At 41.1% G+C, this 13,156-nt stretch carries 20 protein-coding genes; all 20 read right to left on the reverse strand.

Annotation, left to right across the window (positions count from 1 at the left end):
• Positions 1 to 32: 32 nt before the first annotated feature.
• The 20 genes from nusB to ACZ5B7_RS22420 all read right to left on the reverse strand — a co-directional run bounded on the left by nusB (position 33) and on the right by ACZ5B7_RS22420 (position 13,155).
• Complete coding sequence (gene nusB / locus ACZ5B7_RS22325) at positions 33 to 431, reverse strand: transcription antitermination factor NusB (protein WP_213144903.1); 399 nt, start codon at positions 429 to 431, stop codon at positions 33 to 35.
• Positions 432 to 618: 187 nt separating this feature from the next.
• Positions 619 to 1,026 carry an Asp23/Gls24 family envelope stress response protein gene (locus ACZ5B7_RS22330; RefSeq protein ID WP_213120236.1) on the reverse strand — a complete coding sequence of 136 codons (408 nt, stop codon included), beginning with the start codon at positions 1,024 to 1,026 and terminating at the stop codon, positions 619 to 621.
• An 18-nt stretch (positions 1,027 to 1,044) separates the two neighbouring features.
• Positions 1,045 to 2,400 carry an acetyl-CoA carboxylase biotin carboxylase subunit gene (gene accC / locus ACZ5B7_RS22335; protein WP_213144902.1) on the reverse strand — a complete coding sequence of 452 codons (1,356 nt, stop codon included), beginning with the start codon at positions 2,398 to 2,400 and terminating at the stop codon, positions 1,045 to 1,047.
• A gap of 13 nt (positions 2,401 to 2,413) precedes the next feature.
• Positions 2,414 to 2,923, reverse strand: a complete 510-nt coding sequence (gene accB, locus ACZ5B7_RS22340; RefSeq protein ID WP_423799051.1) for an acetyl-CoA carboxylase biotin carboxyl carrier protein — start codon at positions 2,921 to 2,923, stop codon at positions 2,414 to 2,416.
• Between the two features lie 136 nt (positions 2,924 to 3,059).
• A complete protein-coding gene (locus ACZ5B7_RS22345; RefSeq protein WP_213144900.1) occupies positions 3,060 to 3,620 on the reverse strand; it encodes a SpoIIIAH-like family protein in 561 nt (186 codons plus the stop codon).
• A gap of 16 nt (positions 3,621 to 3,636) precedes the next feature.
• The gene (gene spoIIIAG, locus ACZ5B7_RS22350; protein WP_378584028.1) at positions 3,637 to 4,299 is read right to left on the reverse strand and encodes a stage III sporulation protein AG; all 663 of its coding nucleotides are present in this window, start codon (positions 4,297 to 4,299) and stop codon (positions 3,637 to 3,639) included.
• Entirely contained in the window at positions 4,292 to 4,921 is a 630-nt protein-coding gene (gene spoIIIAF / locus ACZ5B7_RS22355) for a stage III sporulation protein AF (protein WP_213144898.1), read from the reverse strand. The genes spoIIIAG and spoIIIAF overlap by 8 nt, the downstream gene beginning before the upstream one ends.
• Positions 4,922 to 4,936: 15 nt before the next feature.
• Positions 4,937 to 6,145, reverse strand: a complete 1,209-nt coding sequence (gene spoIIIAE, locus ACZ5B7_RS22360) for a stage III sporulation protein AE (protein ID WP_213144897.1) — start codon at positions 6,143 to 6,145, stop codon at positions 4,937 to 4,939.
• A 29-nt stretch (positions 6,146 to 6,174) separates the two neighbouring features.
• The gene (gene spoIIIAD, locus ACZ5B7_RS22365; protein WP_241113860.1) at positions 6,175 to 6,555 is read right to left on the reverse strand and encodes a stage III sporulation protein AD; all 381 of its coding nucleotides are present in this window, start codon (positions 6,553 to 6,555) and stop codon (positions 6,175 to 6,177) included.
• A 25-nt stretch (positions 6,556 to 6,580) separates the two neighbouring features.
• Positions 6,581 to 6,784 carry a stage III sporulation protein AC gene (gene spoIIIAC, locus ACZ5B7_RS22370; protein WP_007084610.1) on the reverse strand — a complete coding sequence of 68 codons (204 nt, stop codon included), beginning with the start codon at positions 6,782 to 6,784 and terminating at the stop codon, positions 6,581 to 6,583.
• 11 nt (positions 6,785 to 6,795) lie between these two features.
• Positions 6,796 to 7,311, reverse strand: a complete 516-nt coding sequence (spoIIIAB, locus tag ACZ5B7_RS22375; protein ID WP_213144896.1) for a stage III sporulation protein SpoIIIAB — start codon at positions 7,309 to 7,311, stop codon at positions 6,796 to 6,798.
• A complete protein-coding gene (gene spoIIIAA, locus ACZ5B7_RS22380) occupies positions 7,312 to 8,229 on the reverse strand; it encodes a stage III sporulation protein AA (RefSeq protein WP_464491044.1) in 918 nt (305 codons plus the stop codon).
• A 177-nt stretch (positions 8,230 to 8,406) separates the two neighbouring features.
• A complete protein-coding gene (locus tag ACZ5B7_RS22385; protein ID WP_464491045.1) occupies positions 8,407 to 8,916 on the reverse strand; it encodes a TlpA family protein disulfide reductase in 510 nt (169 codons plus the stop codon).
• A 43-nt stretch (positions 8,917 to 8,959) separates the two neighbouring features.
• On the reverse strand, positions 8,960 to 9,091 hold the full coding sequence (locus ACZ5B7_RS22390; protein ID WP_213144893.1) for a CcmD family protein: 132 nt from the start codon (positions 9,089 to 9,091) through the stop codon (positions 8,960 to 8,962).
• A 12-nt stretch (positions 9,092 to 9,103) separates the two neighbouring features.
• Positions 9,104 to 9,865 (reverse strand): cytochrome c biogenesis protein, encoded by a 762-nt coding sequence (locus ACZ5B7_RS22395; protein WP_213144892.1) that lies wholly within the window; start codon positions 9,863 to 9,865, stop codon positions 9,104 to 9,106.
• A 3-nt stretch (positions 9,866 to 9,868) separates the two neighbouring features.
• Positions 9,869 to 10,549: a heme exporter protein CcmB gene (locus ACZ5B7_RS22400; protein ID WP_423799056.1), complete on the reverse strand. Its 681-nt coding sequence runs from the start codon at positions 10,547 to 10,549 to the stop codon at positions 9,869 to 9,871.
• Entirely contained in the window at positions 10,546 to 11,250 is a 705-nt protein-coding gene (locus ACZ5B7_RS22405; protein ID WP_213120223.1) for an ABC transporter ATP-binding protein, read from the reverse strand. The genes ACZ5B7_RS22400 and ACZ5B7_RS22405 overlap by 4 nt, the downstream gene beginning before the upstream one ends.
• Before the next feature lie 25 nt (positions 11,251 to 11,275).
• Positions 11,276 to 12,271, reverse strand: a complete 996-nt coding sequence (locus ACZ5B7_RS22410) for a hypothetical protein (protein WP_464491046.1) — start codon at positions 12,269 to 12,271, stop codon at positions 11,276 to 11,278.
• Positions 12,268 to 12,639 carry a hypothetical protein gene (locus tag ACZ5B7_RS22415; RefSeq protein WP_213144888.1) on the reverse strand — a complete coding sequence of 124 codons (372 nt, stop codon included), beginning with the start codon at positions 12,637 to 12,639 and terminating at the stop codon, positions 12,268 to 12,270. Before ACZ5B7_RS22415 ends, ACZ5B7_RS22410 begins: the two co-directional genes overlap by 4 nt.
• A 12-nt stretch (positions 12,640 to 12,651) precedes the next feature.
• Positions 12,652 to 13,155 carry a cytochrome c-type biogenesis protein gene (locus ACZ5B7_RS22420; RefSeq protein WP_423799058.1) on the reverse strand — a complete coding sequence of 168 codons (504 nt, stop codon included), beginning with the start codon at positions 13,153 to 13,155 and terminating at the stop codon, positions 12,652 to 12,654.
• Between the last annotated feature and the right edge of the window lies 1 nt (position 13,156).

The raw sequence follows: 13,156 nt of genomic DNA on the forward strand, positions 1-13,156 counted from the left end.
CCTTTTCTCCCTTCCCGTTATCCATCCATTAGTTATTCCATAACAAGCTTTTGTTTTACTTTTGAAAGAATAGCATTAATAAACTTGCTTGATTGGTCATCTCCATATATTTTGGCAATCTCAATTGCTTCATCTAAAATTACATTTTCAGGGACATCAGGCTGCATAAATTTTAATTCATAGGCAGCTATTCTTAAAATATTTCTGTCAACTGCTGCCAAACGATCAATGGACCATTTTTCTAAGTTCTCAATGATTAGCTTGTCAATTTCTTCTTTATGCTCGACTACTCCGAGAACAAGCCGGGATAGATAATCGTCGCCTGCTTCCCCCTCTAATACGTGTTCAATTGCAGAGGATGGCTCGCTCTGTGAGACATCAATTTGAAAGAGTGCTTGTAAAGCCTTTTCTCTTGCAGTTCTTCTTTTCATTATACCGTTAACTCCTTTAGGGATTTTAAGTAATTTATGACTATTTTTCATCCATATTATAGTATTAAAATAATGTCGAAACCTTAGACATAAATTGATAATAGCATAATTAAAATTGATTCGCACTTTGAAATCGATTTCTCCGGAAAACAAAAAACCAAAGGAGCGAATCCTTTGGTTTTTGCTTTTATACTTCTTCATCCACAATTGGTTCTACTTTCTGTGTTTCGAATTGGACGCCGACTACGTGGATGTTTACCTCTTCTGCTTCGAGTGCAGTCATGTTAAGTAGTGCTTGGCGGATATTTTCTTGAATTTTCCCTGCCACTGATGGAATGGAAATTCCAAATTTCATTAAACAGTAAACATCAATTTTGATTCCTGTCTCTGTCAGTTCTACCTTTACGCCTTTTCCGTGATTTTTCTTGCCTAGACGCTCCACCACACCTGTTGCAAAGTTTCCGCGCATTCCGGCTACACCTTCAACCTCGGATGCGGCAATACCGGCAATCACTTCAATCACTTCAGGAGCAATTTCGATTTTCCCCAGGCCATTGTTCTCATGTTCCATTTCCAAAATGCTAAATTCGCTCATCGTGCGATCCCTCCAGATTTATACTGACTTCATCACATCATACAACTCCAGGAATTTCGTATTAAACTGGCCTTCGACGAATTTTTCGTGCTCAAGAAGCTTTAAATGAAATGGAATCGTTGTGTGAATTCCTTCCACAACAAATTCGCTTAAGGCACGTTTCATTCTTGCGATTGCTTCCTCCCTGGTGCTGCCGTATGCAATTACCTTTGCAATCATGGAATCGTAGTAAGGTGGAATGGTGTATCCCGGATAGGCAGCAGAATCAATCCGAACTCCCAGCCCGCCAGGCGGTAAGTACATATTAATCTTTCCAGCTGAAGGAAGAAAATTCTTCTCCGGATTTTCGGCATTGATCCGGCACTCAATCGCCCAGCCATTGAAGGTCACATCCGCTTGGGTTAACGATAGTTTTTCACCATTTGCCACGCGAATCATTTCTTTAATAAGGTCAATTCCAGTGACCATTTCAGTTACAGGATGCTCTACCTGAATCCTTGTGTTCATCTCCATGAAATAAAATTTCCGATTGCGGTAGTCATATATAAATTCTACCGTTCCAGCACCTGAATAATCAACCGCTTTTGCAGCTTTTACAGCAGCATTTCCCATTTCCGCACGAATCTCTCCATCAAGGGCAGGAGAAGGAGTCTCCTCAAGAAGCTTTTGAAGTCTGCGCTGAATCGAGCAATCCCTTTCACCTAAATGAATGGTATTCCCATAATTATCACCAAGGACCTGAATTTCGACATGGCGGAAATCTTCAATGAACTTTTCGATATAAACGCCCGGATTTCCGAAGGCTGTCGCCGCTTCCTGCTGTGTGATATTGATGCCTTTGATTAATTCCTGCTCGTTTCTGGCTACGCGGATTCCTTTACCGCCACCGCCGGCAGTTGCTTTAATAATCACCGGATACTGGATTTTTTTGACAAGCTCAAGAGCTTCGTCAATATCATTAATGATCCCCTTCGATCCAGGAACAATTGGAACCCCTGCTTCCCGCATGGTTTCTCTTGCGATGTCCTTGGTTCCCATCTTTGTAATCGCTTCAGGACTTGGGCCCACAAAGGTAATATTACATTCGCGGCAAAGCTCTGCAAAATCGGCGTTTTCTGCTAAAAATCCATAACCAGGATGAATCGCATCACAGCCTGTTAATTTTGCGACACTTATAATATTGGTAACATTTAAGTAACTGTCTTTTGATGACGTTGGTCCAATACAGTAAGCTTCATCAGCCAGCTGAACATGCAATGCTTCACGGTCCGCTTCAGAAAATACCGCAACCGATTCAATTCCCATTTCGCGGCAGGCGCGGATAATCCGAACTGCAATTTCTCCTCTGTTTGCAATTAACAGTTTTTTTATCATTCCGTTACGCTCCTTATTCTGGCTTTACTAAAAATAACGGCTGTCCGTACTCGACTAATTGGCCATCTTTAACTAGCACTTCGACAATTTCTCCGGTTACTTCTGCCTCAATTTCATTAAATAGCTTCATCGCTTCTACAATACAAACGATGGAATCCTTCGTCACTTTTGAACCTGCTTTTACATAAGCCTCTGCATCTGGACTTGGGGAAGCATAGAATGTTCCTACCATTGGTGAAGTAATTTTATGTAAATTCGTATCCTCTGTTTCAACAGCTGCAGCCTTTGGTGCTTCCTGTTTAACAGCTTGAACAGGTGCCTCCGGGGCCGGAGCCGGCACTGGGGCTGCTTGAACGGCCACAGGAGCTAGCGCAGCTGCCGGTTGTACAGCAGGCTGAACAACAGTTACACCATTATTCTTTTTCATTTGAATTTTAGAGCCTTCGTTTTCATATACAAATTCTTCAATACTGGATTGGTCAACAAGTTTAATTAATTCGCGAATTTCTTGAACCTTTAACATTGAATAACACCCTCTTGTTCAATTTAAAATTATTACTTGCTACTAATACTATACCTTAATACTTAATAAGAGTTCAATATTCTTAATTATAAAACACAAAAACAGGAAAGCGCAAAAGCGCTTTCCTAACCTCTCTTTATTTGGACGGCTGGAAAGTAACGGCTACAAAATTACTTTCACCGATCTCCTTTTTCACTTCTAAGATTATTTTATTTGCAGCTGAAGCAGATGGCTTTTTCTTGGATTTAACAGTTACTCTTACCTTTTCACCATCAGCTCTTACCAATGCATCCTCATAGCCCATTGTTTTAATCATCGTTTCTAATAATTCTTCCTTTTGGGCAATGTCATTCAGCTTTTGCATTTGATCCTTCGCTTTCATCCGCTCTTCTGCTGGAAGATCAGTGGAAGCCATAGTAGCTGTTAATTCTTCCTTCTGTTCGCCACGCAGTTCATCAAGCTTTAAGCGAAGCTCTTCAAATTCCGCATCACCGGCAACTGTAGAAACGACTGTTTTTCCATCCTTTGCTTCGGTTTTCGTTTTAGTATCCTTATTTGCCACCTCGTTCTTCACATTTTTCTCCACAGAGGCAAGGTCTGTGCTCTTTTGCTCTGGAGAAGTGATGTAATAAACCGACAATACCACGACCAGACTCAACATCGTTAATAACCAAACTGTTTGCTTTTTCAATAGCATTCTAAAAATCCCCCTTTTATTTTTTAGGAACAACTGATACACGATGGCTCGAAACTCCTAAAACCCGTGTAACAGCTTCGACTATCCATTTTTTCACTTGAATATTTTCTGCACCTTTCGCTACGACTAAGACACCGCGGATATCCGGCTTCTTGGTTTCCACGACAACCGGCACTTCTTTTTCGCCATTTCGGATAATCACCAGCTGCTCATCAACGGTATTATCCTGAACCTTGCGCTGGCCGCCCTGAGTATCCGATTCCTCGGTTGTTTGCGATTTGTTTGACCGATTCTTTTCGAAAATTTTCTTGTCTGAAGAATCAATGTTAACAATCACGGTAACATCATCGACACCCAGCATTTCCTGGAGTGCTTTCTTTAATTGGTCCTCATATTTTTCTTCATATTCAGCAATGGTTTTATTGCCAGAGCTTTTATTCAAACCAAAAGCGGCGACATCCTCATCGCCACCCGTCTTTGCGGTTGTGGCTGCCGGAATGGCCGTGGAGCCAGTGTCATTTTTTAACACGATATTTCCAACAAGCATTAGGCTTGCTCCAATACACAGAACAAGAAGCATATACTGGAATTTCCCCGGCTTTTTACCTGATTTTTCATCCTGCTCATCCATTCTAAGCAGTTTTTTTAGCCATGAAATTGGCCCTTTATTATTACCCATTTTTCTTCTGGATCCCCCCTTCAATCGAAACATCAACTGTTTCTTCTGTTACGTTCCATTTTTTAGAGAGAAATGCGGCAATTTTTTCTGTTTCTTCTGCCCGTTTTTTAGATGGAAGAGGTGCTTCTGTGTTGATTACTACTGGTTTAACTGCTTCGACTGTCTTTTCGCCTGTTTCTGGCTGTTTCAGAAGAACCATTACCTTTTGGAGGTTTTCAGGGAATGCTCGGTCACTTTCTGCATTTGTTTCTACATCAATTTGTGCGATTTCCAATCCATACTGCTCCATTAACTCCCCCTCTACACCCTTTTTTAGCTGGACAGCCATTTCTTTTAAAATATATGCATGCTGAGAGGCTTGTATTTCTTTTTTCTTCGAATCTATTAAATTTTTCATATTTTTTTCTTCAGGAGCCTGATAAGAAGGAATAGCTGCAATAGCTCCCTCAAAATCCTTTGAAATAATCTTGAAGAGAGGAGTTAGAATAATGGCAATTAACAAAAGGCCCGTCACCATCTTCGTATATTTCTGCATGCTTGAATTTGGCAGCAGCATATCAATCACCGTGGCCAGCAGGATAAATAGAATGATATTTGTAACCCACTCTTTTAAAAATTCCATTTTGCTCACCCATCCCTATCGCATCATCATCGTCAAATTTCCGGCTGCGATTATGACTGTTATACTTAGAAAAAACATCAATGAGACAATCCCTAATGCGGCGAAAACATAGATGACACTTTTGCTGATAATATCAAGGCAAGTGATAATGGGCCCTCCGCCTAACGGCTGAAGGATGGCGGCAGCAAATTTATAGATAAATGAAATCATCAAAATTTTAAATGCAGGGAAGGCAACTATAATCAGCAAAATGGCCACTCCGGCAATCCCGACTGAATTTTTTAAAAGCACTGAGGCACTGACAACCGTATCAGTCGCATCGGTAAACATCCTGCCAATAACCGGGATGAAATTTCCGGTAATAAATTTAGCAGTCCGTATCGTAATTCCGTCTGTTACCGCTGTAGATGCTCCCTGGACGGAAATTACTCCTAGAAATACGGTTAAAAACAGTCCCATTAAACCGATGCTCCAGTTTCTTAACAGCGCAGCCAATTGAGTGACCTTATATTGATCAGACATCGTGCTGACAATGCTTAGTAAAGCTGCCAGGAACAAAAGCGGCAGGATTACGTATTGCATTAATAATCCACTCATATTCATCAAGAACAAGATAACGGGGTGAAAAAACGCTGCCGACACCAGTCCGCCCGATGCAGCCATCAAAGCGAGCAGCAAAGGAATCAAGGCGAGAACGAAGGAGATCATTGTTCCAATCGCTTCGTTTGTATAGGAAATGGCGATATGAAAACTATTTAAAGCGATAATCACGAGCACCATATACACAATCGCATAGGCCACTTTGCTGATATTGCTTTTTTCAAAGGCATTTTGCATCGTTTGCAGAAACATACTGAAAATCGATAGCATGATTAATGAACCGAGCAATTTGCCGTTGGCCAGGAACTCATGGAAAAGGAATTTTAGAAATCCCATACCCCACTGCTTGAACGAAAACTCTTTCTCGCCTTTGATAAAGTCATACAAGCTTCCCTTCTGACTCTCCGGAAGAAAACCGCCGTATTTATTGCTAATATCTTCCCAAAACTGTTTAAGCTCTGTTAAATCCAAGCTTTCTAGCTGTGAATCCACCAGCTCCTGCGGCGAAAGAGGGCTGGTATTGGCTTGAGTGGGCTCTGACCCCTGTGCGGCTTGGACACTTGGACTATAGCAAAAAAAGACTAAGAGAATGATAATTGGAATAATCTGCAGCCACTGCTTCATCTTTTACTAACACCTCTTCCCGAAAACGATTAATTCGGAATTAGTTTGATTATGGTTTCGATTAATACAGTAAGAATTGGTATAGCCATGGCGAGTATAATGACTTTTCCTGCTAATTCGATTTTTGAGGCGACGGCCCCCTGGCCCGCATCCTTTGTAATCTGAACGGCAAATTCGGCGATATAGGCAATCCCGATTATTTTAAGAATCGTCTCAACATAAACGAGATTCACCTTTGCATTTATGGCCAGTCTTTCGAGCATATGAATGATTTCGTAGATCTTGTCCACCAGAAAAAGAAATATCGAGCAGCCAACAAAGACAATTAATAGGAAGGCAATGTTCGGTTTTTGTTCCTTAATAATTAAGGCAAGAAAGGTAGCGACGAGGGCAATTCCAACTATTTTAATAATTTCAATGGCAAAGCCCCCCTTTCTATTGGAACAAAAAGACCGATTTTATTTTTTGGAACAGATCATCTACGATGGATGCCACTTGAAATAAAATATAAATAAAGCCAAACAAGGTTACCCATTGCGCATATTCCTTTTTCCCAACTTGATCAAGAACTGTATGCAAAAAGGCGACCACAATGCCGACACCTGCTATTTTGAAAATAATATCCACTTCTAAACCCATTGCTTTTCCCCCTAAAATAATAAAATTATCAACAATAATCCTGATAAGAATCCAAGACTCTTGACCATTTTTTCGTACTTCGCTTGTGCTTGGACAGCCTCTGCTTCTTCTCTTTCCAGATGGGAAAGGGTCAGCATGATGTGTTTCTGCTGGGAAAAGCGGTCATGTCGGCCAAGGGTTTCGCCAAATTGCCTCATAATTTCATATTCGCCCTGTTTTAATGCAGTCGATTTCCATATTTCCTTTAGGCTCGATTCCCAAGCCTCTTTTACAGTTGTCTCCGAATTGGTCAACTTCCCTGCAAAGCTCTCAAAAAAAGTCGATAGAGGCTTAGCCATCTGGGCTGCCAGCCGTCTTGCGGCTTCATGAAGAGGCGTATGCCCATACATGATTTCAGCCTCAAGGGATTGCAGGGCAAATTTCAAAGCTCGCAGCTGCTTCGGCCGCTCGCTAAGGTTTCTTGCGGCCTCAAAGCCTGTGAAGGTAGTGGCAACAACAATAAAAATGGCACCAATCAGCTTAACCATCTATGTCACGCTCGCTTTTTGGTTCAATTTTTGTCCGCTTCCATCCAAAATTTCCGTGATCGTCCCCGGACCAGCCTTACGGCTAAGGATTATAAACCGTTCAAAGATTCCTTGGCTGAGTATTTCCTTTAACGAAGGCCTTTTGTTGATTTCTTCCAGGCTCGTCCCATGTGTCGTCATGAACAGCTTGATGCCGGCATGAACGGCTTCCTGGATTGCTTCGGCATCTTCTTTACGGCCAATTTCATCTACGACCAGAACTTCCGGGCTCATCGAGCGGATCATCATCATCATTCCCTCCGCTTTAGGGCAGGCATCAAGAACATCCACACGGTACCCGAAGGTTAATTGCGGGATTCCATTTACACATCCCGCTATTTCACTCCGCTCATCGACAATGCCTACTTTGGAAGCAGCAATGTTCCGGTAACCTGTTGAGATAATCCTTGCAACATCCCGCAGCAGTGTTGTTTTTCCTGTTTGCGGCGGCCCGATAATCATCGTGTTCATCCAGTTTCCATTGCAGATGTAGGGAATAATAGGTTCGGCACTGCCGAGCTTTTCTTTCGCAATTCGAATGTTAAACGAAGATATATCCCTTATCGCCTTTACTCTTTCATTCTCCAGAATGACTTTTCCGGCTAGACCGATTCGATGGCCGCCTGAAACAGTGATATATCCGCGCTTAAGCTCCTCTTCCAAGGTATAAATGGAAAAATGGCTAATTTTATTCATTAACTGAACGGCATCTTCAGGCTGAATAATATACGATAGAAAGGTTGGCGCTCCCCTCATCGTTAATTCGATGGGCCGATTAATACGAATCCGAATTTCTTCGATTTCCTTTTTTTGGACAGGAGGGATTTGATTGATCAGGTCGGCGATTTTTCTTGGTAAAAAATTAAGTAAGGTTTCCACGAAAGCTTCCTCCTTGATTTACCCTTCTCATTAATTAAAATGTATGCCTGCTTGGACACATTATGACTGACAAATCTTCTAAAAATTGCTTTCACTCTATTTTTTTACATCTATTTAATAGAAACGAAAAACGGGGACAGTTCTTCTGCTCAATAGCAGAAGAACCGTCCCCGTGCATCATTTATCGTATTTCTTGATCCAGTTATACATTTGCATTTCGGTAACCGGACCATTGTAGTGTTCTCTTATAATTCCTTGCTTATCAATGACAAAAGTCTCAGGCTGGCCAGTTACGTTATATTGCTTGGAAACTTTGGCATTATAGTCGAATAAATAAACCATTCCTTCTTTATTGTCATTTGTTACCTTTTTAATTCGGTCAATGGTTTCGCCACGGTTTATCATAAGCAATGGATATTTGCCGCCATAATCCTTTTGAAAGGCTGCTAATTCCGGGAACTCATCCTTACAAGGCTTGCACCAGCTTGCAAAGTAGTTTAAAATTACGACTTTACCATTATAATCTGAAAGCTTTGTCGTTCCGCCATCATAATTAGGCAGTTCAAAATTAAAGGCTTTATCGCCAACATCGGTATGTTTGCCTTTTGTGACAAGGCTATAACCAAAAAATCCGAACATCGCGATAATAAGAATCAACACAAGTGGTTTAATCACCCGCTGGTTCATTCGCACTTCCTCCTGACGGGCTGTCTCCCAGCCTTATTCCTTCCTATTTATCTAACTGCTTTAAAAACTCAATTTCCTTTTTCAGCTTGTCATGCCGTTTTCCAATAATGAGCATATACGCAAAAATCACAACCCAAGCAACAGAATAAGCACCTAACATATATTCATAATTCATGATTGGTTCCTCCTATTTATCTAATGACTCTCTTAATCTTTCCTTATATTGTTCTACTGTTATTTTCATTTTTTCAAAAGAAACACCCTTATGAAGTAGATAGGAATAAAGAATAGTAAAAGCTGTAATCGTGACCAGCAAGGCGACAAGCATTGTATCCTCAATTCCGCCGCCTTTTTGAGAAGGTCCATCACCAAAAACAATTGGGTGGAACTTTGTCTGCCACCAGCGGATTGCAAAGAAGACAATCGGTACGTCGGCAAAGCCAATAATTCCGAAGACTGCGGCGAGTCTTGCTTTCTTATCCCAAACCCCATCCATTTGCCGAATCATGATATAGGCAATGTAAATAAAGAATAGAATGAGCGTTGTAATAAGGCGCGGTTCCCATACCCACCAGGTATTCCAAGCGGATCTTGCCCAGATTGGACCTGTTGTCAGAACGATAATCGTGAAAACAACACCAATTTCTGCGGAAACATAGGCATACGTATCATAAATTCTTTTCCGCTTTATTAAAAATAAAATGCTGAAAACGAATGTTACAAAAAACGCCAAGAAGGCAAGCCACGCTGAGCTTACATGGTAATAGAAAATTTTTTGCGCAGCCCTCATGGTTTTTTCTTCATCTGCAAAAATAAAGATAAAATATAGTGCCGTAAACATCGATATGATGGTTGCGCCAAACAATACTTTTCCTAGGTTAACACTTTTCGTGTCTGTCAATTGCGAAGGGGGCAGGACCGCTTTTTCCCGTTCGAGATTCATACTCATCACTTAAACCTCCAGCACATAATCAATTAATAAGAAACAAACAACAAAGAAAATCACATCATACGCTGTAACCAGCTGAATCCACGCCAAAGCGCTCGAAAACTGATCCATGTTCGTTAAAATGATTTTAGTTGCCTGAACCACACCGATTAAAATAGGGGTGGTAATTGGAAATAACAACAGCGGCAGCAGCATTTCACTGCTTTTGGAATTCGCCGCAAGAGCTGCCAAAAAAGTCCCGATGGCAATAAAGCCAAAGCTTCCTAAAAAAATCACCAATAGAAAATACGGAAAACTGCCAAGAAATTTAAAATCAAATAATAAGAATAAAAACGGAACAGAAACAATTTCAACAACTAATATCATCGCAAAGTTTGCCAAGAACTTGCCTAAGTAAATACTGGCAGCCTCCATCGGTGAAACAAGCAGCCCCTGCATCGTATCGTTCCGCTGCTCCGAAATGAACGACCGGTTAAGACCCAAAATACCGGAAAACACAATAATGACCCAAATAATCCCGGGGATTACAGCCTTTGTCGTGTTATTGGCCGGATCAAAGGCAAAACTGAATACAACGATGACGAGTCCGGCAAAGATAATTTGCGTGACCAAAATTTGTTTTGTTTTTAACTCTGAATATAAATCTTTTTGGGCAAGCAAGAAGGCTGTGCGAAATAGATTCATGATACACCCTCCACCTGCAGCTCATATTTTTGTGAAACATATCCCAAGCTTGAATTTTCAATTCTGAAGTCATCGACAATTTTGCCGTTTTTGACAATAACAATGCGGTCGCAGATTTCGGCTGCCTGCTTGAAATCATGGGTGACCATTAAGGTTGTCGTTCCTTTCTCTTTCATGGAGAGAATCACATTGTTTAAAATGGCAATAGCGCCCTGGTCCAGACCGGTATGCGGCTCATCCAGCAACAATACTTCAGGTTCATGAATAATCGCTCTGGCAATGGCAATTCGTTGGATCATGCCGCGCGAGAAATTTTTGACCGGTTCATTTAAAAAGAAGGATAAGCCCACTTCTTTAACAAGCTCGGCCGCTTTTTGTTCTACATTTTTAACCCCATATATATTCCCGAAGAAGACGAGGTTTTCTAATGGGGAGTAATGGTCGTAAAGCAAGCTGGAATGAGGCAGATAGCCTAATATTTTTTTTATTTCAAGCGAATCTTTCTTCAAGTCCAAACCATTGATCTTGATCATTCCTGATGTTGGTTTAATTAATGAGGCCAGCACCTTTAGAAGCGTGCTCTTTCCTGCCCCGTTTGGACCAAGAATCCCGACAGTTTCCCCTTTATGGATAGAGAGGTCAACACCACGTAAGATCAGCTTGTTGTCAGCCTGCTTCGTCAGTTTTTTAATTTCTATCATTTGCGCATCCCTCCCACTCCAGCTGCTATTCTACAAAATTGCGTAAATTTAATTTCACCTGAACCAAGTGCTGTTTGTAAGCATCAAGCTTGGCATGATATTCCTCTTCAGTCAGCTTTCCATCACCGAAGGTTTCTTCCAATTCGATAATCTTATCCATGATCGCTTTCTGCTTTGACATTAACAGCTTAAAGGCTTTTTCCTCCTTATCAGCACCAAGTCGCTCACTTTCAAATCTCGCTTTTCTTCTAAAGTAGGCATAATAGGATAATCCTGCGATAACGATTGCCCCTAAAATAATCAGAAAAATATGCGGATTAAAACGATGCAATGGTGATTGCGCCCACATCCTGAGGTGGCCCGGATTATGGAAAGCCGGTGCAGTGTGGGTAACGGACGTATTTTTAGCGGTTCCCCCAGTTTCCTGTGTTTGCGAGGTACTATCAGCTTTGGGCTGGATATCCTTGTTATACTCCAGCTTAAAGGACTGACCTGCTTTTAAATTTTCAATACTGTATCCCCAATAATTTTGATCATCAAATTTAAACAGACCCTGATTGGTTGATTGTGCCCCTTTTATCTCAATGCTTCCCCTGCCCTCTGGTACGAGAATTTGGAGCATCTGAACCGGGTAGTCCACCGTAAGATTGATTTCTTTATCCTTTTGCATCCGATAGCTATATGGCAGCACCATGGTTTGGTTGCCTGGAATCGACGTAGTTGTAATAAATCCTTTATCCACCTGTTTAAACGCAATTTTGTTATCTAGAAAATTTAAATCCTTGGCCCCTTCTGGCAGCGTTACAGTTAGTACCGCTTCATTCTGGTCATCGCCTTTATACTCTTCTGCCGATTTATTGGTGTAATCGACCATATTCATCAGATTTGTTGAACCGTCTTCGGCCGGACTGACAACGAGGTAATGCATATCAATTAAAATATTGGCGTCGGATGCTGCCAAACCCTTTACAGGAATAAACAGCATCAGGCCCAGGAGGATAACGGTGATTTTACGAATCACTTTTCATCCCTCCTTTTGCTTTTGTAACTTTTCATTTGTTCTTCAATTTCTTTTTCCACTTCTGCCATTAAATCTTTATCTGTGGTGCCGCTGATTATTTCTTCTTCCTTCATAATGCTCGCTATTTCTATTTCATATTGTCTTTTTAAATTTTTATAATCAGCAGGGGAAATCTTATCCATTTTGTACTCAAACTCTATTTCGTTTAACGTAGTCAATAGGGCTTCCTTTGTTGAGGCTAAGTCTTGATTTTTCGAACCGAGATGTAAGTACGTATCCCACTTAAATAACGGTGACAAAATTAGAAACAAGCAAGTTAACGCCAAGGCAGCGGAAAAAATCATTGAAATGATGGAGATATCGTGCATTTTGTTCACATCCTATAGATACTTTTTACGTTCTTCATCAATTATGGAAGAGAGAATTTCGCCTTCCACTTCTTCCTCAGCCGTCTGATTTTCCATCACTGGTTCTTCCGTCCCTTTTCGTTTGACCCATTTACGAATAGCAAAGAACAATCCACCACCAGCGGTACCTAATGCCACAAACGGCAGTACCCAGGCAGTCAAGCTAAATCCGTTTTTCTCAGGCGCTGTTAAAATTTCTTCGCCATAAATATTCACGTAATAGTCCCGAATCTTGTCCTTATCCCAGCCCTTATTCATCATATCGACCAGGTCAGATTTAAAATCCTTTGTTAATTGGCAAGTATTAGGATCGCATTCATAATGGTCCTGTCCGCACCCGCATGTGCAGGCAAACTGCTGCGCAACGGCTTTAAATTCTGGTGATTTATAGTCAAATTCTTTTGCTTCGGCATGAAAGATTGAACCTTGAAAGATAAACGCAATAAGGAGGAGCCCCAGATAAATTTTATTTCTCATG

The sequence above is a fragment of the Neobacillus sp. S1115 genome (genome assembly GCF_055385565.1).